The sequence below is a fragment of the Paraburkholderia sp. BGA-UO-ETr-F12 genome (genome assembly GCF_059567945.1).
Genome location: NZ_JCAQOZ010000044.1, coordinates 13446 through 35113 on the forward strand (window position 1 = coordinate 13446; position 21668 = coordinate 35113).

Consider the following 21668-nt stretch of genomic DNA (forward strand, 5'->3'; position numbering starts at 1 on the left):
GCGTAGGCGATCCAGCACCGCACGCCTCTTACTTTTTCCTGCGACGGCCCGCGCTCAACTGCCAGTAGCGTTCGGCGGCGAAAACGTCGTCGTAGTTGCCGGCGCCGAAAGCGCGTAGCTGGCTTGCGTAAGCGTTGACCGCTTCGCGCTTGAGCTGGAGGCGGCGCGGCAGGTCGATCGTGTGACTCGCGTTCGGATAGTCCGGCGTGGCGACGATGCCGCGTTGCGCGAGGTCGGCGAGGCGCGCCTGCACGACGCCGGGCGTGCGGCGGTGAATCGCGTCCTCATAGGCGAACCATGTGAGGTGTGACAGCCGCGGCAGGATTTCGCAACAGGCTTCGAATACCAGGACGTGATCCTCGTGCCGCAGGCCGAGCGGCATGAGCAGCGTATTCGCGGTCGTGCGGTAGATAGTCTCTTCAAGCGCCGCCGCCAATCGGGCGATCGACGGCGAATCCAGATATTGGCCGTCGCGAAACGGCATGCGCAGCGGAATCGCGTCGAGCACTTCGAGCGCGAGGTTGTCTTCGCGCGTGCGGGCGCGGATGGCCTGATGGGCGCTCGTGAATCCCGACTTTGCATCCCATTCGGTTTGCATTTCCTGCTCGGGCGGGGCGGCGAATACGGTACAGACCGCGGCGTCGGGATGGGCGGCGAGTAATGCGCCGCAACTGAAGACGGCGTCATCGAAATGGGGCGAGACGATAAAAAGGCGTGGGCTGGTTTCGCTCATGGAATGTGTGGAGATTGCGAGACGTGCAGGGCCGCGTTCGAAGCTTCAATCTTGCGCGAGACACACTCGCAGGATCGGCGGCGTCACATCAGCTTAGGCGGAATTGGCGCAGCTTGTGGTAATCGTTGTCAGCGCCGCAAACCGCGTGCCTGGGCGGGCCGATTCTGCGGCGGCTTCCCGTAGAGGCTCACCGTTGTGTCTCTGGCCTATCCCGAACCTGCTCACCTCGAGCGGGCGCGCTGCCCTCTGCCAGCGCCGCTGCGCGGCTGAACGCGCTCGTGATGGTCGCCACGATGTCGTTGCGCAATGTGGCGTCGACCATTCCTAGCGCATACGACGGATGCCAGGTCGGTACGATCAGGCGCCCGTCGTGGGCAATGGTTTGACCAAGGTATTCGGACAGATTGACGTGCGCGCCGGTCAGTGTTTGCAACGCCGTCGCGCCGAGTGCGACGATGACGCGCGGCGCGACCCGCGCCAGTTCTTTTTCCAGCCAGTACTGACAAGCCTCCAGTTCGCGCCACACGGGTGTGCGATGGATGCGTTGCTGGTCGAGCGTTTCCCATTTGTAATGCTTGACGGCATACGTCAGATACAGCGCTTGGCGCTCGAGGCCGGCGCGCGCCAGCACGGTGTCCAGCAGTTGGCCGGCCGGTCCGGTGAAGGGCTCGCCATGCTGGTTCTCGTCTTCGCCCGGCTGTTCGCCGATCACCATGATCGCCGCAGGTGCGGGCCCGGCGCCCGCCACCGCCTGTTTCGCGTTGCGCCATAACGCGCAGCGCCGGCAGGTGGCGAGCGGGCCGGTGGGTTCCTGCAAGGGCGGCGTCACGGCCGAATACTCGACCGGCGGTTTGCGGGGAACGGTGACAGCCGCGCTTTGCGCGCCGAGACGGCTGCGTTCGCGCGCGAGATGTGCGGGCAGCGGTGGGCCTGCCGGCGGCATTCTCCAGTAACGCAGCGGCACCGGCGACGGCAGGCTATTGACGGCGTTGCTGTAGTACGCGAGCCAGAGCGCCTCGGTGGGTGTGCTGGTGACGGCTTCGCCACTGAGTGCACCGGCCGCACTGGCCGCGAACGCAGGCGCGGCTTGCTCGCATTGCGCCAGTAACGGCCGGTCAATGCGCAGCAGCATGCCGTTCCAGAACACCGCGCCGTGCGGCGTGGCCAGCATCCACGTGGAATTGCCCATGCTCCCGGCGAAGCGCACGGCGGCACGCTCCAGCAAGTCGTGATGCGGCTCGTACCAGCCGACGAATTCGGGTGGCCCCATCGACGGATCACGCCGTCTGAACAGGGTGAGTGTCAGCAGGTCTTCGGTTTCGCGCTCGATAGTGCGGATGCGCTGATCCAGCAGCGCGCCGTCCGGGTCGCTGGGGTCGAGGACATTGCGCTCGCTGCGCGTCCAGCGCCAAAGGACGCGGTACAGCAGCGCCCAGCGGTCCGGCGCGCGGAAGCACGCCGCCGTTTTCAGCCAGGAGAGCAGTTCGCGCGGAATCACGGGTGTGGCGAGGCCCGGGGCAGCGGCGGCGATTGCTGGGCCGGAGGCACCCGCCGTGGCAAACGCGGATTCAGTAGTCGGCACGCCCGGCGTTGCAGCCCCCGCTTCAGCTTCGGACTCGACCCACTCGACCTGTAGCGGCTCGATACCTTGCCGCAGCAGTACCCGCGCGGCACGCCGCCATGTAGCGAAAGACGGTTCGATCGGAATGCGTTTCATGCTGACGCGCGGCGGATGCGCGCATCGTGATGCGCGTACCTATGCTGCTAAAATACTGTATGGATATACAGTATGCGACAGAACGCCTGCCTGGATCAAGTCGACCGGATCAAGCCGGCGCTGCGGGTGCGTGACATTGCAACGGGGCCAGAGACATACTCGCCGGCCGACGGGTATTTGCGTCAACGGCGCCCGTCACCACGGCACGACCCTTCCGAGGTAGTCGAGGTAATGCAGGCCGGCACGCCCTTCATAAGCCTCAATCGTATTGACCAGGTTCGGAATGCTTTCCCCGATGGTCAGGCGCGCCGTAGGACCGCCCATGTCGGTCTGGACCCATCCAGGCGCCATCAGCAGAAGGCTGCGCGGATACGCGGCGCTGCGCGCCGCGAAAGTCCGCATGAACATATTCAAGGCGGCCTTGCTGCCCCGATAGACTTCGTAATTCGCGTTAGTGGCGTTGGTGATACTGCCTTGCCCCGACGACATGACGCCAATCGTTCCAGTCGGCGGGACGAGGTCCTGAAACGCGTCGATGACTCTCATCGGACTTAGCGAATTCGTCACCATCACCCGCACGAATTCCTCGGTTGAGACATCCGCGATTGTTTCCCCATCGTCGTTCTTGACGCCGGCATTCACAAAGAGCACATCGATACGACGGTCTGCAAGGCGGGTGCGCAGCGCTGCGATCTGCTCCGGAATCGTGATATCGACAGTTTCTACTTCCAGCGCGCCAGCGGAAGCCTCCGCGACATGCCGGAGCTTGTCGGTCGAGCCGGTTCGTCCGGTGGCGATGACCTGGTAGCCGCGCTTCAGATATTCCTCGACCATCGCCAATCCAAGGCCGCGGGACGTGCCGACAAGGAGGACGGTTTTCTGCGAATGGGTGTTTTTCATGGGTATTCCGGAGAACGAAGCCGCTCCCGAACCTGAGTCTAACGGGAGCGATCCTCGTGGATAAATTGTGCAACCCAATATAGCCATGCGCTGGAAAGGGCGGAAGCCGCGCTGAATGCAACTAATATCTGCATCAGACGCCTTATCCCATCTCCGCCGACCACGATTAAAAAAATGCCTGAACCGGACCTCAATCTTCTTTTCGCGCTAGATGCGTTGCTCACTGAGAAAAACGTGACGCGCGCCGCCCGGTCGTTGCAGTTGAGTGCGTCGGCAATGAGCCGCACGCTGACCCGGCTTCGCGCCGCGACCGGCGATCCATTACTGGTCCGGGCCGGGCGCCAGATGGTGCTGACGCCGTATGCGGAGGAGATTCGCGAGCGAACGCAGAACGTCGTTCAGGACGCGCGTTCCTTACTGCGCCCGTCGCCCGCGGCGCTGGATTTTTCAACCCTGCGCAGAACCCTCACGATCCGCGTCAATGAAGCTTTCGTGGAAGCCTTCGGCGCGCCCTTGATTGCCGAAGTGACCGCGCAGGCGCCGTTTGTGCGTTTGCACTTTTCGTCCAAGCCGGAAAAGAACGCGGAATATCTGCGCAATGGCTCCGCCGATCTGGAGATCGGCGTCGTGGAGGAAATGGGGCCCGAAATTCGCGTTCAGGCGTTGTTTCGAGACCGTTTTTTGGGTGTCGTCAGAAAGGGGCATCCCCTCGACCTGAAACTGAAACAGGAGGTGACGCTCGAGCAATACGCCGCGTTTGGTCACGTCGTCACGCCGTACGGCCGCCAGACAATCGATTCGCTTGACGCCGCGCTTGCCCAGTCAGGTCTGGAGCGCACGACTGTCGCGGTTGTGCCGAGTTTTCCGGCGGCGCTGGCCGTGGCGCGAGCGTCGGATCTGGTCGCGCTCCTGCCGGAATCTTTTGTGAACACGCAGCCCGGTGCGGCCGTCAGCGTCTACGCGTTCGAGCTTCCCGTGGTGACTGAGGGTTTTACGGTTTCGCAGATGTGGCATCCCCGTTCGGAGAATGACCCGGTTCACCGCTGGCTCAGGCAGCTCGTTCTCAGAATGTGCCGTCAGCAGGTGTCGTCGGACTAAACGTTGCGCAGATCTTCCGGCGTATCTACGTCCCGCAGGATCCCCGGATCGTCGACGTCCAGCCGCATGACCCGCTGCGAGGTCAACAGCGCGCGTGCGCCGGTGTCGCCGTCGAGCGCCATCAGGGCGTCCCGATGCTCGATGCCGAAGCCAACCGGATGGCCGCGCTGGCCCTGATAAAACGGCGCGACGATCGAAGCGCCGCCGTCGAGCGCACGTGCGACGGCTTCGATCGTGGGGGTGGCAATGCGCGGCATATCGGCAAGCGCGACGATCCAGCCTTCGGCGTCGTCGCTGGCTTCGATGCCGGCGGCGAGACTCGCACCCATGCCTCGATTGGCACTCTCGGCGAACACCACGTCACAGCCGGCGTCGTTCAGCAGGCGAGCGAGGGCGTCCGAGCCCGGCCGCACCACGGCCAGCACATGCGAGACGACCCGCAGCAGCCGGTGTGCGGCTTCGTGCGCGACCGGCGTGCCGTCGGGCATCTGCGCGAGCAGCTTGTTGTGCAGGCCGTCCGGGTCGAAGCGTGAGCCGAAGCCGGCGGCGAGCAACACGCCGGTCGCGAGCGAGGCGTAGGCCATGGGCGGGCACCGAGAGAAAGGATGTGCCCGATTGTGCGATGCAACGCATCGGCAGGCAAGCGCCAATGTATCGACCGTTATGCGCGCATCGTCCCCATCACCTTGTCGAGTGTCACCGGAAGATCGCGCACGCGCACGCCGGTCGCGTGATACACCGCATTCGCGATGGCCGCCGGTACGCCGGTAATGCCGATCTCGCCGATGCCGCGCACGCCGAGCGAGTTGACGTACGGATCGGGCCGATCGATGAACGTGATGTCGAGCGAACCGATATCGGCATTCACCGGCACGTGATACTCGGCGAGATTCGCGTTGACGAAGCGCCCATAGCGCGTATCGAGCGAGGTCTCTTCCTGGAGCGCCGCCCCCACGCCCCACACGATGCCGCCCATCAACTGGCTGCGCGCGGTCTTCTGGTTCAGCACGCGCCCCACGTCATATACGCCGACCACGCGCGCCACCCGAATCGTGCCGAGATCCGCATCGACATGGACTTCGGCGAACACGGCGCCAAACGAGTGCAGCGAATACTTCTGCCTTTCATCGCCGGGTTTGACCGTCGCGGTGGCTTCGATCGGTTTGCCGCCTGAGCGCGCGATGATCGCCGCCGCCGGATCGCGTTTGGCCGGTTGCGAACGGCTCACGACCCAGCCGTTCTCCACCGTGATGTCGTCGAGCGCGATGCCGTGCACCGGCGAGGCTACATCGGCGAGCGCCAGGGCGATCAGCTGGCTGCGCGCTGCGTTGGCGGCCTCGCGCACCGCGGGCGAAACGCTGGCCGCCGATTGCGAGCCGCCCGACCCCGGTGCTTTCGGCAACGACGAGTCGCCGAGCGCGAAGTGGATATTCTCCGGCGCGAAGCCGAGCGCGTCGGCGGCCACCTGGGTCATCACCGTGTAGGTGCCGGTGCCGAGGTCCTGGGTGCCGGAGGCGACCATGGCGCTACCGTCCGGCAGAATCCGCGCAATGGCTGCGGCTTCGCTGCGGTTGGCCGGATAGGTCGCGGTCGCCATACCCATGCCGATCAGCGTATTGCCGTCGCGCATCGAGCGCGGTGCGCCGGTACGCCGCGACCAGCCGAATTTCTCCGCGCCGATCTGATAGCACTCGCGCAGGGACTTGCTGGACCACGGCTTGTTTTCCTGCGGATCGGCTTCGGCGTAATTCTTCAGGCGCAGCGCGAGCGGGTCCATTTTCAGTGCCACGGCGAGTTCGTCCATTGCCGATTCGAGCGCGAACGAACCGGTTGTCTCGCCGGGCGCGCGCATGAAGGTCGGCGTGCCGAGATTCATCGGCACGATCCTGTGCGTCGTGATCTGATTGGGCACCGCGTACAACATGCGCGTGACCATGCAGCAGGTCTCGGTCCAGTCTTCGAATACCGAGGTGTTCGAGGTACTGTCGTGGCGCATCGCGGTTAGCGTGCCGTCGTGCCGCGCGGCGAGCGTGAAATGCTGTTCGGTATGCGGCCGCGCGCCGACCGGCCCGAACATCTGCGGCCGCTCGAGCACGAGACGCACAGGACGCCCGGTCTGTTTCGCCGCCATCGCGCACAACGATACGTGCGACCACGACGATCCCTTGCAACCGAAGCCACCGCCGATAAACGGCGAAATCACGCGCACGTCGCTCACCGGCATGCCGAAGGTTTTGGCGACCGCCTGCGCCGCATTGCTGACGCCTTGGGTCGAATCGTAGAGCGTGAGCTGCGGGCCATCCCAGCGCGCCATGGTGGCGTGCGGCTCCATCGGGTTGTGATGCTCGATCGGTGTCGTGTAGACGGCGTCGATGTGGACTGCGCCGCTGCGCATGCCGTCCTCGAAGCTGCCGCGTTGCGTGTCGGTGGTGCGGCCTTGCGGTTTGTCGGGCGCATGTCCGTTCGGCTTCGCCTGTGCGAAATCGAGTACCGCGGCGCTGCTCTGATATGTGATGCGCAACTGACGGGCGGCGTCGGCAGCATGTTCGAGCGTATCGGCAACCACCACCGCGACCGGTTCGTTGTTGTACTGAACCTGGTTGTCCTGCAACAGCGACAGGCGTCTGACTGCCGGCGGCGCCAACGCGGGCTTGCCGCCATTCGGCAGGCGCGGCGCGTTCTGATGGGTCATCACCAGCAATACGCCTGGCAATGCCTGCGCGCGGCTGGCGTCGATCGACGTAATCGTGCCGCTTGCGATCGTGCTGGTGACCAGCACGGCATGCGCAAGCCGTGCCTCGGGGAACTCGGCGGCGTAGCGCGCTTCGCCGGTCACTTTCAGCAGACCGTCGATACGGTCCATGGGTTGACCGATCAGATTCATGCGACACCTCCGCTGCGGCCCGCGGCCTGATTCACTGCGCGCACGATCGCGCGTTGCGCGAGCTGTACCTTGAACGCGTTCTCGTGCTGCGGCCTCGCATCGCGTAGCGCGGCGGCTGCGGCGTCATGCAACCGCGCCTGTGTGAGCGGCTGGCCGTTGAGCGTCTGCTCGGCGGCAGTCGCACGCCATGGTTTGTGCGCGACGCCGCCCAGCGCGATGCGCGCGGTGCTCACGTGATCGCCGTCCATCTGCAACGCGGCGGCTACGGACACCAGCGCGAATGCGTAACTGGCCCGGTCACGCACTTTCAGATAGTGTGAGTTCGCGCTGAACAAAGGCGGTGGCAAATCGACGGCAGTGATCAGTTCTCCCGGCCGCAAGGTCGTATCGACGTCGGGCCGATCGCCGGGCAGCCTGTGAAAATCCGCGAACGCAATCGTCCGCTCGCCTGCGGGGCCCGTGACGCGCACGACGGCGTCGAGCGCGGCGAGCGCCACGCTCATATCCGACGGGTTCACGGCGATGCATTGCGGACTCGCACCGAGAATCGCCTGTGTGCGATTGTGGCCTTCGAGCGCCGCGCAGCCGCTGCCTGGCGTGCGCTTATTGCACTGCGTGAAGGCGGTGTCGTAAAAGTAGCCGCAGCGGGTGCGCTGCATCAGATTGCCGCCCACGGTCGCCATATTGCGCAGTTGCGACGAGGCGCCGGCCAGAAAAGCTTGCGACAGCAACGGATATTGTTCGCGCACCAGCGCGTGATTGGCCGCATCGCTATTGCGCACCAGCGCGCCGATGCGGATACCGCCATCCGGCAGCGTGCCGACCGTATCGAGCCCGCTGATGTGCGTGATATCGATGAGCCGCATTGGCCGCGCCACGCCGCCTTTCATCAGGTCGAGCAGATTGGTGCCGCCGCCGATGAATACCGCCCCTGGCTGCTGCGCCGCGCGCACGGCGCCGGCGATGTCGCCGGCGCGTTCGTAAGAGATCGCATCCATGCTGGTCGCTCCGTCAGGCTTTGGTGTCGTGCAAGCCGCCGTTGCTGCCGGCGCCCGCGCTGTTTTGCCCGCCGCCGTCATGCACGGCGCGCACTGCCGCGACGATGTTGGCATACGCGCCGCAGCGACAGATATTTCCGCTCATGCGCTCGCGGATTTCGTCGTCGGAAAGCTGGGGCGGGCGGCTGCGCACGTCGGCGGTCACGGCACTGGCCGTGCCGTTGCGGAATTCGTTCAGCAGGGCAGTCGCGGAACACAGCTGCCCGGACGTACAGTAGCCGCACTGGAACGCATCGTATTCGATGAAGGCTCGTTGTAATGGACTCAGCACGTCGTTGCTGGCAAGTCCTTCCACCGTCGTGATGTTTTCTCCTTCATGCATCACGGCGAGCGTCAGGCAGGAATTGATACGACGGCCGCCGGCGATGACGGTGCATGCGCCGCATTGCCCACGGTCGCAGCCTTTTTTCGTACCCATCAGGCCGGCGTATTCGCGCAGCGCATCGAGCAGCGTTACGCGTGGCTCCAGTTGCAGCGTATAAGCACGACCGTTGACGGTTAGCGTGACTGGTCGGCTCGGCACCGGCGTATGGGTTTCAGCGGGCGGTAGCGCGGCAGGACCGGGTGTCTGGGCCCGCAAATGCGGTGCCGCGCCGACGGTGGCGGCAGCGGCGGCCGATTGCAGAAAGCGGCGGCGTGAAGGTTGAGGCGGTGCGGCGTCGGACTCGTCGCCCGGATCCTGAAGTTTGTTTCTCGTGGACATGACGGTCTGCTGGCTCCATCGAAAGGTCAATGCAGGCATGACGACACGCGCGTATCCCACGCCCCGATAGCCGACATGCGGGTGTCCCATGCGCAGGCACCCGAAGTGTCGCGGTTTAATTCATTACACACTCAGCAATTTCGGTGCCGTTGCGAATGCAACAGGTTGTCGACGCGGCGTAAAGCGATTCTTCGCGATCCGGCGACAAGCCGCGGCGAATCCGTTCGAATCGTGGAGGCGCGGCCAGATATGCCGTGGCGCACGTCAGTGACTGACGTTGCGCTTAACGAACGGGAAAGTAAATACGCTTGGGTGTCTTCTTTCTGCGTATAAAGAGAAAGACTGTTTTGCTTGGGACGAGGAGTCCGCGTGGGGAATTACAGGCGCGGGTACTGCTCAGGCATCAGCCCAGCGGCGCAGCAGATTGTGATAAATGCCGGCGAGACTGTGCACGGTCGGATCGTTCGAGCCTTTCTCGGCAGCGAGGCGCTGCACGTCGTTGTCGAGTTGGAACCTGAATCCACGTGCAGCAGGACTGGATCGAATGGAGGGACGAAACCGCTCGTATCCCGAACAGCTATGTTGCGGGAAACGGTTCGACCGTGTTCAAAGTTGGAAATGACTTTCTTTTTCACGCCGTGACCGGGCAGGCGAAATTGCTTGACACTATTCACGCTATAAAGGGCGGCGAATATTGCCAGTTCAGGCGCTGGCATATATGGAGTTAATCTCTCGGAGATTCGGTATCCACCAGAATATTCATGTTGCATTAAGCTGGCGTTTCTTTTTGCAAATTATCACACTTGTCCAATTGCCTTCATACTATCGTCATACGTAAAATCGCGCGAACCGGCGGGAACGATGAGAGGCGGTATGGGCGTGCGGGATGTGATCGGGGCGATAACAGGCGGGCTGTCACAGCAGGACCGCCTTCTGAAACTGGATACAACGGCAGGAAATAACGTCCTCCTGCCGCATCGGGTCATCGGTCGCTCGCGCATCGGTCGTGATTATCTTTTCATGCTCGACTGTGTATCCACGTCGGGCGATGTCCAGCTCAAGACACTGATCGCGCAGGCCGTCACGCTGTGGATACAGCAAACGGATGGCTCGTATCTCCCGCATCACGGTTATGTGCATACGGCACGCCGGTTGGGAAGCGAAGGTAGTCTGACCACGTACCAGCTTGCGTTTTCCTCATGGATGCATTTCCTGCAATTCCGCCGCGACCAGAAACACTGGCAGGATAAAAGCGCCGACGCGATCATTTCGGACGTATTCAACGAGCACCCGCAGGCGCGCGGGATGTTCCGCTTCGCACTGTCGAAACCGCTGCCCATGCGCTCGTATTGTCGGCAGTGTGAGACTGACTGGAATTTCGTGCACCGGCTGCTGGAGTCAGAGGGGCTTTACGGTATCTGGCAGCAGGCGAGTGACGGCAAATCGCATACGCTGGTGATTACCGACCGCCTCCAGACGCTCGAACCGCTCTCGCCGCAGACGGTCGGGTTCTATCGTGCGGGCGTGAACAGCGAGGCCGATGCACTGATGCAGTGGTCGGGCACGCGGACGCTGCAATCTGTTCTGTTGTCGACACGCACGTTCGACTACAAGAATCCGCCGACGCCGTTCAATCCGAAGGCGACAGCGATTCCCACGATGGCGAATCAGGGGGTGCTGCCAGCACAGACTGAAGTCTACGAATATACGGGCGGCTATACCTACTGGGACCAGGAGCGCGGCGATCACTTGTCGACAATCCGCATGCAGGAATGGGAGTCGCAGGCGAAGCGCTTTCATGGCGCAGGCGGTTTGCGCGCAATCGACGCAGGGCGGCGTTTTATGATAGCCGGTCATCCTGTACACGATCAGGATTCGGACGATCAGCGTGAATTTGCGGCCATCGAGGTTGAATGGGCCATCGAGAACAATCTCCCGCTTTCCGGACACGAAACGAATTACCCGCACAGCCTGAGCAATCAACTCACGCAGGCTCGCGCCGACGATCCGGGCAAGCTGTTCAGTGTTGCGCATGGTGACGGCTCCACAGGGTTTTACCGGGTTTCCGTCGAAGCGCAGCGTACGGGTGTGCCGTACCGCAGCCCGTTCGAACACCGCAAGCCCGAAGCGCAACTGGAGTCGGCCATTGTCGCCGGTCCGAAAGGTCAGGAGGCGTATACCGACGAACTGAACCGGGTCAAGGTGCTGTTCGTGTGGGACCGGATCAATGAGGGCGATGAGCGGGCATCGTGCTGGGTGCGCGTGGTGCAGTCTGATACGGGTGATGGTTATGGCGGCGTGCACATGCCACGTGCAGGTGAGGAACTGATAATCGGCTATGTCGGCAACGACATTGACCGACCCATTGCGCTGTATCGCGTGTACAACGGCGCAGCGAAACCGCAATGGCATTCGAACGGGCTGCTCTCGGGATTTCGCTCAAAGGAATTTTCGGGAAGCGGTTTCAATCAGATGGTGATGGACGACGCGACTGGCCAGAACCGCGTTCAGCTATACAGTTCAAGCACCAATGCTCAACTTCACCTCGGCTATCTGATTGATCATACCGCCAACACGCGCGGCAACTTCCTCGGCAGCGGCTTCGATCTGAGTTCCGAAGCATACGGTGCACTGCGCGCAGGACGTGGGCTGTACGTATCGACGCACCCTGTCGTCAGCCAGCCTCTCGATGCGCGTCAGGCCAGCAATCAGTTAATCAGCTCGGAAAGTGTCATTGAAGGACTGTCGCAGGCTAGCGAAAGCGCGCAGGCCGAGAGTCTGAAGGAAGGGCGCGACGCGTTGAAGGTTTTTACAGATGCGACCCAGCACAGCGAAGCGGGCGCGACGGGTAGTGGTGGCAACACGGCAGGTGGGGGAACCGGTAGCGCGAACGCGTTCACGCAGCCCGTGATACTGTTTGCCGCGCCTGCGGGTATTGCACTGTCGACACAGAAGTCGACGCACGTCGCGGCGGACCAGCATATCAATCTGGTGAGCGCCCAGAGCACGCACATTGCGACGGGTAAATCGCTGGTGGCAAGCGTCACGCAGAAACTGAGCCTATTCGTGCAGAACGCAGGGATGAAGCTGTTCGCGGCGAAGGGGAAGATTCAGGTGCAGGCGCATGCCGACAATGTCGAATTGACCGCGCAGAAATCGCTGCTGTTTGTATCCGCCACGGAAAGTATTCAGGCCGCTGCCCAGCAGGAAATCCTGCTGACCTCTGGAGGTGCATACATCCGCATCAAGGACGGCAACATCGAGATTCACGCACCGGGCAAGATCGACTTCAAGGGGGCAGACTTCCCGTTCAGTGGACCGACGCGGATGGATGTGACGAACCCGGCGTTCAAGGACATGCCTACGCGGCGACTGACCCTGAACACGATGGCGTCACCTTCCGCGACGAACGTCGTGCCGGTCGGCATGCCGTACAAGCTCTATGCGGACGGTGCGTTGGTGAAGCAGGGTGTATTCGACAGCACCGGGCAATTACCCATCGACCATCACGTCACCACGCAGAAATATACGCTTGAGATGGCAAGCGGCGTCAAGCACGAAATCCCTGTCCCGGCCGATTACCGGGACGCTGGCAATGGGGCGCTGGCGAATCAGGGATTCCAGTTTCACGAGAATGGCAGTGCGACGGATGTCACCCCACCCGGTGACCGCGCTCAGCATCGACAACGCTACAGCGACCTGCTCAATCCGTCATCAGGAGACGACGCATGACCGGCGCGCCAATCACGACACCGCTTGCACAGAACCAGACATCCACTGCGACAGTATGCTCGCCTTGGTTCGTGGACTTTACCGACGAGAACAGGCCTGTCGAATTTCATCCGCTACCATGCTCCTACAAGCCGCTCGTAAACGGTGAGGAAGCATTCAGTGCGGTCTACGACGCCATTAATGCAGCAAGATTCAGCGTCGATATTATCTGCTGGGGCTTTCAGCCTTCGATGTATTTCAAGCGCGGTGATCGCGGTGCGTCGATGAATATCGGTGATCTGCTCATCACAAAGGGCTTGCAAGGCGTGCGGGTCCGGGTTCTGTGTTGGGCGGATTCCCTTGGTATCGCGCAGATGTCCGAGAATTCGACTCCGGGCCTGACCTGGTGGAGGCACTTTTTTACACAGAACGAGAACAATGCGGAGCGGGAATATGACCGCGAGTGGTATCGGCATGCGACAGCCCCGGGTATCGGACCTCAATGGGAGGATGCGAGAAACAAGTGGGCAGCGGAATTACGGGCGCGACACACGGCGGGATTGCCGCCACCTGATCCCGCACAGGTCGTCGCCTTACAGGGGTTCCCGTGCGTGGAAATGGCGACGCGGGATTTCTCGTTGAAGGACCGCTGGGAAATCATGTGGCGGGAATCACGTTTCCGCGATGATAAAAATCTCAACGAGGAAGCGGTCACGGTCGGCTTTGGTGGCGAACCGTCACATCACCAGAAAATGGTGATGGTGGACTACGACGCGCCGGAACACGCGGTGGGCTTCGTCATGGGGCACAACACGCTCGACGCCTATTGGGACGACGATAAACATTCGTTTGCGCGGATGCATCCGCGCTTCGGACGCAATGGCGCAACGCCGAGGCAGGACATGTCCGCGTGCGTCACTGGTCCGATCCTTGAACATCTGAACGTGAACTTCTGCCGTGCGTGGCAGCACACCACGAAAGTCGACCTGATTACGCCGCGCAAGGCGCTGGCATCGCGGCTCACCGTCCGACAGGACAAGGGCACTCCTGTGATGGCGCAAATCCTGCGCACACAGTCGCAGAAAGCCGAGAATCGCCGGGATATCCGGTCGATGTACAAGCAGGTGACGAACAATACGTCCCGCTTCATGTATATCGAGAACCAGTATTTTCGCTGGCCACCGCTGGTCGATCAGATCAAGGCCGCCGTCAATAAACAACTTGCATGGGGACGGGACACCGGCAGGGATGGGACGCTATATCTGTTTGTCGTGACCAATTCCAGCGACGATGCGCTGGAAAACGGACAGGTTTCGACGTATCGCATGATGGAGTCGCTTGGACATGCGGATACGATGCCAGACGTAACGAAGGCGGAACGCGACGACGCACTGCAACAGCAGAAAAGCAGTCTCCAGTCGCAGATAGACGACATCGATGGCAGTGAGCAGACCGTGAGAGTATATGGCACCGGCACGGCCACACAGAATGCGCCATTTTTTGCCAGGAGCGAAGCACGCAAGAAGGATTTGCAGCAGCAACTGGATGCCGTAAACGGGAAGATCAGTGCCAATAAGAGCGGGCCAGTTGTTCCGAGTGATATCACCGGGCTGAAAACGCTAATCTGCACGTTGGTTGCGCCTGACTCTCCGGCAGGAAACTGGATGAACACCTATGTACATAGCAAGATCATGGTCATCGATGATGTGTTCCTCACGCACGGCTCGGCTAACATCAACACGCGGAGTATGGAAGTCGATAGCGAATTGAACATCTGCCATGAGCATGGCGACGTGACGAATGCGCTCCGGAAGCGGTTGTGGACTATTCATACAAGGAACGGTTCAGTCAGTTATCAAGGAGGACAGTCGGACTCGGACGCAAATAACGCACAGGCCATCGGCGACAATATTGAGGAAGCATTCAAGGCTTGGAGCGGGATCATCACAAGCAACAAAAAACGAATGGATAGCAAGAAACAGTCGCCTTTGGCATCTTTGATTGCGTTTCGAACCGACACGACAAAACGGAGCAAACTAGATTGATCATGCATAGATCGCTCGTTGCATTGTCTGTTGTATGCCTGCTATCTGCCTGTTCGAAAAACGAGAATGCCATGGACCCGTTGCCTGACGTTAGCGCAGTACGCCTGAAACTTGCCTTCACGTGTACGCACGAAGCTGATCATCTGCCGCCGCTCGATCCCGAATCGGAAGAACTCTTTCAGTACGGACGATATCTTGAGAAGAAAGAGGGGCCGAAGGATTTCAACGACATCGCGCGTTACTATCGGATTGCAGCGGCGTATGGACATTACAAGGCGAACCACAATCTGCAAATCCTGATTTCATCTGGATCGGCGTCGTCACCCGATCCAGAAAAGGAAAGCGTTGATCTGGCTGAACAACTCATCAAAGCAGGTGTGCCGAGCGGCTACTACGATATCGGGCACTACCTGCTGAATGGCTACGGCGTCAAACGCGACGACGACGCGGCTAGGCGTTACATACGCAAAGCAGCAGATTTGGGAAATCCAGATGCGCAATACTATGTTGCGAATTTACTCAACCCCGCTGATGCAGCGCCGGACATTGCGCTACAAATGTTTCAATGTGCGTCTGCTCAAGGATACGCTGCCGCAGGTAACGATCTGGGCGTGGCTTTTCAACTCAATCGAAAGTTTGTCGAAGCGGCTGAGGCTTTTCAAAGTAGCGCCAAGGCGGGAAGTAGTCAGTCGGCGTTCCTACTCCAGTATGCCTTTGATGAGAAATCTGGAAAGAATGAGCTCTATGCGATCGACGTTAAGCCTGATGCAGAACGTACTCGCCGCTATGGCTTGATTGGCAAATTCCTCGACAGCAACGACGGTCGCAACCCCAAGGTACCCGACATCGACAAGATCGTTCCGCTACCGCCTGCGAAGCTTCCGCCGTGGGACGGTACGTTCCAGTGGCAAAAAGAGCAGGATGCAGCCGTGCCACCGAAAAAGCCAGCTGACGAAATAATCGACCAGATGGCAAAGGCGAAGCACCTCGACCCGGCGACCGGTCTGCCGCTATCGGGTTTCTCGAACAAGACATCACAGGCCGACGAACCCTCGAAGGTCGCAGCCCGCGTACCGATTGGGACCCTCGCGAGCACGGGTGAAATTTGCCCCGAAGATGGTGTTTGGCACGCGAAGCTCGAAGCGGGGCAGATGGGGGATTCGCAGCGGCGGTTCCTCAAGGGCGATACATTGCCCTCGCTGGTCGTGCATGAACCGCGCACGCTTGCATTCCTCGACCGCATGATGGGTACACGTCAGCAGGTTGCGACGGTGGCGTGGGAACTGGTCGCGTACATCGATCAGACGTGATGTTCCGATAACAGGTAGGCAAATTGTGAAGCGATATCTGATTCTCGACGGCGATCACACGACAGTATCCGGAACGGTTCGTGCACAGCCGACCGCGCTCTCGTTGAGAGGTCGGCATATCGCGCACGAGGGCGATGACGTTGTGTGTCCAGCGTGCAACTCAACGGGGAAGATCAAATGCGACGGCCAACGTCTGACGATGCCCGGACCAGACGGACGCCGCACGGCGCTGAGCGATGATCTGTGCATCTGTAAATGCGATCCACCGCCGAAGCTCGTCGCCTCGCAGCAGGCAATGTCCGTCGATGTGTAATCGCAATGGGTAACTATATCGGCGTTCGTGCGAGCAAAGCAACTTGCGCGGGACGCTTCGGCAACCGAGCAATGAGGTTTCACGCTGCGAATCACTGACTCTTTTCTTCGAGAACGCGTGCGCTGTGTAGTTCCCGTTTCGAAAATACAGACTCGGTGAAAATTTCCGGGCTAACCTCACACTTCTATCGCCGACGCCTGCATCGTCTGCTACGCATCAGCCCAGCGGCGCAGCAGATTGTGATAAATGCCGGTAAGACTCACCACTGTCGGATCGTTCGAACCCTTCTCGGCAGCGAGGCGCTGCACGTCGTTGTCGAGTTGAAACAGCATGGCGCGTTCGCCGTCATCGCGCACCATGCTCTGAATCCAGAAGAACGACGCGATCCGCACACCGCGCGTCACCGGGCTCACGTGATGCAGGCTCGAAGCGGGGTAGAGCACCATATCGCCCGCCGGCAGCTTCGCGCGATGCACACCATAGGTGTCTTCGATGCAGAGTTCGCCGCCGTCGTAAGTGTCCGGCTCGGCAAGAAAGAGCGTGGCCGACAGATCGCTGCGAATGCGGAAGTCGGTGCCACGTAGCTGGCGGATCGCGTTGTCCACATGCGTGCCGAAACCGTCGCCGCCTGCATAGCGGTTAAACAGCGGTGGAAATACTTTCAGCGGCAAAGCAGCGGAAAAGAACCGCGGATTGCGCCCGAGTGCGTCCTGAATCGCATCGCCCACCGCGCGCGCGACCGCGGAGCCTTCGGGCAATTGCTGGTTGCGCTTGGCCTGCGCCGACTGTTCGCCGGACGTCGCATTGCCGTCGATCCATTGCGCCGCGTCGAGAATTTCACGGCATTGCGCGACCTGTTGTTTGCTGAGTACGCCCTGCAGATGCAACATCATGCGTGCACCTCTTCATTGATCTCCTCAGCGAGGGCACGAAATGCAGCCACTGGCGAAGCGGCCAGCCATGCCCGCATTTTCTCGACGAACGCCGCCGTTGCCGTCATCGGCACGCGCCGCAACCATCCGAGTGCGGCGTCGATCTCGCCGCGCGTGGCCAGCAGCCGGGCATAGTTGAACTGGCCGCGAAAGTCGCCGCCCACCGCGGCGCGCCGGTAATAGTCGAGCGCGATGCCTGCGTCGGTATCGACGGCCCAGCCGTCTTCGTAAAAGCTGCCGATATAGTTGAGCGACTTCACGTGCCCTGTCTCGGCGGCGCGCCGGAACCACTGCAGCGCCTGCGCCCGGTCGCACTCCACACCATGGCCTAGCGCCAGCGCCGACGCGTAGTTGTACATACCCCAGTCGAGTCCCGCCTGGGCCGCGAGCCGATACCAGTACACGGCTACCGGCGCGCACGCGGCCGTTCCCCAACCGTGTTCGTAGCAGCGGCCCAGCATGTTCATCGCCATCGGATGATCCTGCCGGGCCGCGTGCCTGAACCACGTCAACGCTTCTTCGGCATTACGTTCCACGCCGTGACCGTCGAGCAGATACTGGCCGTACACCGCCTGTGCTTCGACGATGCCGTTGTGCGCGGCAGCCGCTACCCACGCGACGGCGTGGGCAGGCGGCCCGGAGAGGATCGCGGCGAGTTCGTCATGCGACACGCTCGCCAGCGCCTTCAGCGTCACCTGTTCCATCATGCGTTGCCTAGTAGTGCGCGTTGAGCGTCAGGAAGGCGGAACGGCCGGGTGCGATCGACGCGTAATGCGCCGGGTACGCCTGGTCGTAATACGTGCGGTTGAAGATGTTCTGCACGTTCAGTTGCAGATCGACCTTCTTGTTGATCCGGTACGTGGCCATGCCGTCGAAGCGCCAGTAAGAAGGCACCGCGCGCAGATTCGCCGTGTCGCCGTACACCTGCGACATGTAGAACGCGCCGCCGCCGATCGTGAACTTGGGCAGTACGTCGTAGTTGGTCCACAGGCTGATGCTGTTCTTCGGCGTATTCGGGAACTGATGGCCGTTATCCGACGTGGTCTTGCCGTTGTCGCGCAACTGGCTCTTCATGTAGGTGTAGCCGCCGAACACCTGCCACTTGCTGGTCAGCTTACCCGCTACGCCGAATTCGAAGCCTTGCACTCGCTTGTTGCCGACCATCGCGTATTCGTTATTCGGCAGCGTGACGCGGGCGTTGGTCGTATCGATCTGGAACAGCGCGCCGGTCAGCGAGAGCTGGTTGTTCAGCACATTCCACTTGGTGCCGAGTTCGATGCTGCGGTTTTTTTCCGGGGCGAGTTGATCCGCGTTCGCACCGACACCGCCGCGGCCCGGCGTCAGCGACTGCGTCTCGCTGCCCTGGCCGAGCAAGGCGCCGGCCGGCGTCGACGAGGTTGCAATCGACGCATAGATGCTGCCGTTGGACGCCGGTTTGAAGACTAGGCCGAACTGATAGTTGAACAGCGTGTCGTCGCGCGAGGTGCGCTTGCCGCCGTTGGCTACTGTATTGCGGAAATCGGTCGAGTAATCGTCGACCCGCAAGCCGACGTTGGCCTGCCAGCGTTTGGTGAGTTCGATCGTATCGAACGCGTACAGCGATTTGGTGACGGTGCGCTGCTCGCTCGGATCGTTGGTCTGCTTGACCGAACCGGCCCACGGGTCGTTAGGATTCGGCGACCACAGGCTCGTGCAGTTGTAGCCCGACGCCGCGCCGATACCGTTGGTCCTGCAGATCGCGCCGGTGGCGGCGGCCACGGTGTACGAATCATTCACGCTGGTTTCACGCGACAGTTCGAGGCCGGTGGTGAAGCTGTGCTTCAGGAAGCCGGTCCTGAACTCGCCGAACAGTTCGGTCTGGTTCGCGAGGCTGTAGACGTCACTGGCACGCGTGTTCGCGCGGCGCCACACCATGCCGTTGACGACGTTGCCCTGGCTGTCGTCCGGCTGCGTCCAGATGTAGTCCTGGGTGGACTTCGTATAACGCGTGGTGTTGCGGATCGTCAGGTTGCTGTTGATGTCGTGTTCGATACGCACCGTGCCGACGTCCGAAGTCGTCTTGCGGAAATCGCGGTCGATCAGGCCGTAAAAGTTGTGGCGGTCCACATTGGCCGGATAGATCGTGTCGACGTTGGCCGGTTTGTTGGTAGTTGTGTAGAAGTACGGAATACCGCTGTCGGGCAGGTCGTCGGTCGAGAGATGATAGTAGCTCGCCGTGACGCGGGTAGGCGTGCCGAGACCGTAGGTGAACGACGGCGCGATGCCCCAGCGTTCGTTATTGACCGCATCGCGGCCGGCCACGTCGTTGTTGTGGCTCATCACGTTCAGGCGGAACGCCGCATGATCGGCCATCTGCCAGTTGCCGTCCGCGGTGAAGCGGCGGTAGCGGTCGGTGCCGAGGCCGACGCTGCCATCGGCGGAATTGCCCAGATGCGGGGTCTTGGTGATCAGGTTGATGCTGCCGCCCGCGCCGCCGCGGCCGCCGTAGGCGCCGTCCGAACCCTTGGTCACTTCAACGCTTTCGATGTTGAACACTTCACGGGTGGTCGCGCCGATGTCGCGCATGCCGTCGACGAAGGTGCTGCCCTGAGCATCGTAGCCGCGAATGAACGGCCGGTCGCCGAGCGGGTTGCCGCCTTCGCCTGCGCCGAAGGTGATGCCCGGCACCGTGCGCAACGCTTCGGTCAAAGTCGAGGCGCCCGTGCTCCTGATCAACTCCTGCGGAATCACGGTGACCGACTTCGGCGTATCGACCAGCGGCGCCGTGAATTTGACCGACGCCGAATGATCGGTCTTGAAGCCGTCATCCAGTTGGCCTTGCACGGCAATCGGCGCGAACTGGTTTTCCTTGTCGGGCGGCGTGGTGCCGGGCGTGCCTTGCGCGAGGGCGGGACCTGCCGCCAGCATGCCGCACAGCGTCGTGCTGATTTTGCCGAGCTTCGGTTCGTCGGACCGCAACTTCATTTTTATCCCCGTTGTTGAGTGCAGGCGGCCGGGTAGAGAAGCTTTTCCTTACCCGGGCATGTCATGTTTATTACAAAGTGTTTTCGGCGTGCATTCTATGCAATCCGCTTGTAATTGAGAAGCGTTCTCAACATAAAATCTTGGGGTGCGGGGTGGCGCGCGTGGGCCGGCAGATGGAATTAGCGGGTCAATCGGGGAAAATGGAGGGGAAATGCGAGAATTTGGCGACTCTGCGCAGAGGTGAATTTGTTTCTGCTGCGCGATCGGTACGAGTAGCGGGCGATTGAGCCCTTCTGGCCAAAAGGGGCGGCTTGCCCACCGTCATCCTACTGCGCCGCGAGTTCAGCCAGCGTTTCCCGCAGCCACACGAGCGCCGGATCGGCCTGGTTGCGCGGATGCCACGCCGCATACAACGTGAAGCCGCGTGCGTCGAACGGTAGCGCAAAGGTATCGAGCCGATCGGCGTAGCGTGCCGCGAAGCGCGACGGCAGTGTCGACACATAGTCGGTTTTTGACAGCAGTTCCGGCACCAGCGTGAAGTGCTGAACCGACAGCGCGACGTGCCGCTCGCGGCCGAGTTCGTCGAGATGCTCGTCCATGAAACCGTGAAAGCTGCCGCCGCTGGTGGACACCAGCACGTGATCGAGTGTGCAGTAAGCGTCGAGATCGAGCGGAGCGGTGCCGCGCGGGTGTCCCTTGCGCTGCACGAAGACGAAATGCTCGTCGTAGAGCTTGCGGGCTTTCATCGACGGCGGAATCATCCGGTCGGAACCGAGCAGCAGATCGATCTCGCCGTTCTCGAGTCGCGATGCGGTGACGGGCTGATCGCCCATCACGAACGCCACGCGCACGCCAGGCCCCGCGAGGGCGGGCAAGCGCTCCATCAGGCGCATGCCGAGCACCGCGGTGGCGTTGTCGTGCGCGGCGATCGCGAAGCGCCGCGTGTTGCTCAGTGGATCGAAGGCGGACTGGTGGCGCACCACGGCTTCGAGATTTTTCAGCGCGGCATGCAGCGGCGTCATCAACTCCAGCGCCCGCGCCGTGCGTGTCATGCCACGGCCGGTTTCGGCGGGCAGGAGCAGCGGATCGCCAAAGATCTGCCGCAAGCGCGCAAGCTGCGTGGAGACGGCCGGTTGGGTCAGATGCAGCCGCTCCGCCGCCCGCGTGACGTTCGACTCTGCAAGCAGCGCGTCGAGCGAAACCAGCAGGTTCAGATCGATGCCACGGAGATCAATCATGTTGATGGGTCACATATGAGTAATTGATTTCAAGAATACGTACCGCGCTTCTACAGTTCAAG

General features: G+C 61.5%; 16 protein-coding genes and 1 pseudogene. 5 read left to right on the top strand and 12 right to left on the bottom strand.

The genetic code is table 11. From position 1 onward, the window contains the following. Window positions 1-28 precede the first annotated feature (28 nt). From AC57B6_RS18825 to AC57B6_RS18835, 3 genes are all read right to left on the bottom strand, one after another. Entirely contained in the window at window positions 29-733 is a 705-nt protein-coding gene (locus tag AC57B6_RS18825) for a PIG-L deacetylase family protein (protein WP_496421876.1), read from the bottom strand. Window positions 734-920: 187 nt separating this feature from the next. Then, window positions 921-2450, bottom strand: coding sequence for a UdgX family uracil-DNA binding protein (locus AC57B6_RS18830; protein WP_496421877.1), 1530 nt, complete (start codon window positions 2448-2450; stop codon window positions 921-923). Window positions 2451-2645: 195 nt separating this feature from the next. Next, a complete protein-coding gene (locus AC57B6_RS18835; protein ID WP_496421878.1) occupies window positions 2646-3350 on the bottom strand; it encodes an SDR family NAD(P)-dependent oxidoreductase in 705 nt (234 codons plus the stop codon). Between the two features lie 174 nt (window positions 3351-3524). Here AC57B6_RS18835 and AC57B6_RS18840 point away from each other — a divergent pair, with 174 nt between their 5' ends. After that, the gene (locus tag AC57B6_RS18840) at window positions 3525-4448 is read left to right on the top strand and encodes a LysR family transcriptional regulator (protein ID WP_496421879.1); all 924 of its coding nucleotides are present in this window, start codon (window positions 3525-3527) and stop codon (window positions 4446-4448) included. Here AC57B6_RS18840 and AC57B6_RS18845 read toward each other — a convergent pair. From AC57B6_RS18845 to AC57B6_RS18865, 5 genes and pseudogenes are all read right to left on the bottom strand, one after another. Continuing rightward, window positions 4445-5032, bottom strand: coding sequence for a nucleotidyltransferase family protein (locus AC57B6_RS18845; RefSeq protein ID WP_496421880.1), 588 nt, complete (start codon window positions 5030-5032; stop codon window positions 4445-4447). The two genes, AC57B6_RS18840 and AC57B6_RS18845, sit on opposite strands and share 4 nt — an antisense overlap. Window positions 5033-5109: 77 nt before the next feature. After that, entirely contained in the window at window positions 5110-7332 is a 2223-nt protein-coding gene (locus AC57B6_RS18850; RefSeq protein WP_444514646.1) for a xanthine dehydrogenase family protein molybdopterin-binding subunit, read from the bottom strand. Beyond that, on the bottom strand, window positions 7329-8330 hold the full coding sequence (locus tag AC57B6_RS18855; protein WP_444514647.1) for an FAD binding domain-containing protein: 1002 nt from the start codon (window positions 8328-8330) through the stop codon (window positions 7329-7331). Before AC57B6_RS18855 ends, AC57B6_RS18850 begins: the two co-directional genes overlap by 4 nt. Window positions 8331-8343: 13 nt before the next feature. Further along, complete coding sequence (locus tag AC57B6_RS18860; protein WP_144193271.1) at window positions 8344-9093, bottom strand: 2Fe-2S iron-sulfur cluster-binding protein; 750 nt, start codon at window positions 9091-9093, stop codon at window positions 8344-8346. A gap of 396 nt (window positions 9094-9489) precedes the next feature. Then, a pseudogene (locus AC57B6_RS18865) lies at window positions 9490-9624 on the bottom strand (PKHD-type hydroxylase); the annotation flags it as partial. A 342-nt stretch (window positions 9625-9966) separates the two neighbouring features. Here AC57B6_RS18865 and AC57B6_RS18870 point away from each other — a divergent pair. From AC57B6_RS18870 to AC57B6_RS18885, 4 genes are read left to right on the top strand one after another with little or no spacing between them, the layout of a single operon-like run. Further along, window positions 9967-12825, top strand: a complete 2859-nt coding sequence (locus AC57B6_RS18870) for a type VI secretion system Vgr family protein (RefSeq protein ID WP_496421907.1) — start codon at window positions 9967-9969, stop codon at window positions 12823-12825. After that, on the top strand, window positions 12822-14849 hold the full coding sequence (locus AC57B6_RS18875; protein WP_144193270.1) for a phospholipase D-like domain-containing protein: 2028 nt from the start codon (window positions 12822-12824) through the stop codon (window positions 14847-14849). The genes AC57B6_RS18870 and AC57B6_RS18875 overlap by 4 nt, the downstream gene beginning before the upstream one ends. Before the next feature lie 2 nt (window positions 14850-14851). After that, entirely contained in the window at window positions 14852-16159 is a 1308-nt protein-coding gene (locus AC57B6_RS18880) for an SEL1-like repeat protein (RefSeq protein ID WP_221306702.1), read from the top strand. Between the two features lie 25 nt (window positions 16160-16184). Continuing rightward, window positions 16185-16472, top strand: a complete 288-nt coding sequence (locus AC57B6_RS18885; RefSeq protein ID WP_025647597.1) for a PAAR domain-containing protein — start codon at window positions 16185-16187, stop codon at window positions 16470-16472. A gap of 209 nt (window positions 16473-16681) precedes the next feature. On the opposite strand, the gene AC57B6_RS18890 is transcribed toward AC57B6_RS18885, so the two are convergent. The 4 genes from AC57B6_RS18890 to AC57B6_RS18905 form a co-directional block, all read right to left on the bottom strand. Next, window positions 16682-17365 carry a Fe2+-dependent dioxygenase gene (locus AC57B6_RS18890; RefSeq protein ID WP_028200294.1) on the bottom strand — a complete coding sequence of 228 codons (684 nt, stop codon included), beginning with the start codon at window positions 17363-17365 and terminating at the stop codon, window positions 16682-16684. Next, entirely contained in the window at window positions 17362-18108 is a 747-nt protein-coding gene (locus tag AC57B6_RS18895) for a tetratricopeptide repeat protein (RefSeq protein WP_496421908.1), read from the bottom strand. The genes AC57B6_RS18890 and AC57B6_RS18895 overlap by 4 nt, the downstream gene beginning before the upstream one ends. Before the next feature lie 10 nt (window positions 18109-18118). Beyond that, window positions 18119-20368, bottom strand: a complete 2250-nt coding sequence (locus AC57B6_RS18900; RefSeq protein WP_496421881.1) for a TonB-dependent receptor — start codon at window positions 20366-20368, stop codon at window positions 18119-18121. 326 nt (window positions 20369-20694) lie between these two features. Next, the gene (locus AC57B6_RS18905) at window positions 20695-21606 is read right to left on the bottom strand and encodes a LysR family transcriptional regulator (protein ID WP_281663145.1); all 912 of its coding nucleotides are present in this window, start codon (window positions 21604-21606) and stop codon (window positions 20695-20697) included. Between the last annotated feature and the right edge of the window lie 62 nt (window positions 21607-21668).

Excerpts from the sequence above, each read along its gene's own strand:
- AC57B6_RS18825 (WP_496421876.1), bottom strand. The coding sequence starts at position 733 with ATGAGCGAAACCAGCCCACGCCTTTTTATCGTCTCGCCCCATTTCGAT.
- AC57B6_RS18830 (WP_496421877.1), bottom strand. The coding sequence starts at position 2,450 with ATGAAACGCATTCCGATCGAACCGTCTTTCGCTACATGGCGGCGTGCC.
- AC57B6_RS18835 (WP_496421878.1), bottom strand. The coding sequence starts at position 3,350 with ATGAAAAACACCCATTCGCAGAAAACCGTCCTCCTTGTCGGCACGTCC.
- AC57B6_RS18840 (WP_496421879.1), top strand. The coding sequence starts at position 3,525 with ATGCCTGAACCGGACCTCAATCTTCTTTTCGCGCTAGATGCGTTGCTC.
- AC57B6_RS18845 (WP_496421880.1), bottom strand. The coding sequence starts at position 5,032 with ATGGCCTACGCCTCGCTCGCGACCGGCGTGTTGCTCGCCGCCGGCTTC.
- AC57B6_RS18850 (WP_444514646.1), bottom strand. The coding sequence starts at position 7,332 with ATGAATCTGATCGGTCAACCCATGGACCGTATCGACGGTCTGCTGAAA.
- AC57B6_RS18855 (WP_444514647.1), bottom strand. The coding sequence starts at position 8,330 with ATGGATGCGATCTCTTACGAACGCGCCGGCGACATCGCCGGCGCCGTG.
- AC57B6_RS18860 (WP_144193271.1), bottom strand. The coding sequence starts at position 9,093 with ATGTCCACGAGAAACAAACTTCAGGATCCGGGCGACGAGTCCGACGCC.
- AC57B6_RS18870 (WP_496421907.1), top strand. The coding sequence starts at position 9,967 with ATGGGCGTGCGGGATGTGATCGGGGCGATAACAGGCGGGCTGTCACAG.
- AC57B6_RS18875 (WP_144193270.1), top strand. The coding sequence starts at position 12,822 with ATGACCGGCGCGCCAATCACGACACCGCTTGCACAGAACCAGACATCC.
- AC57B6_RS18880 (WP_221306702.1), top strand. The coding sequence starts at position 14,852 with ATGCATAGATCGCTCGTTGCATTGTCTGTTGTATGCCTGCTATCTGCC.
- AC57B6_RS18890 (WP_028200294.1), bottom strand. The coding sequence starts at position 17,365 with ATGATGTTGCATCTGCAGGGCGTACTCAGCAAACAACAGGTCGCGCAA.
- AC57B6_RS18895 (WP_496421908.1), bottom strand. The coding sequence starts at position 18,108 with ATGGAACAGGTGACGCTGAAGGCGCTGGCGAGCGTGTCGCATGACGAA.
- AC57B6_RS18900 (WP_496421881.1), bottom strand. The coding sequence starts at position 20,368 with ATGAAGTTGCGGTCCGACGAACCGAAGCTCGGCAAAATCAGCACGACG.
- AC57B6_RS18905 (WP_281663145.1), bottom strand. The coding sequence starts at position 21,606 with ATGATTGATCTCCGTGGCATCGATCTGAACCTGCTGGTTTCGCTCGAC.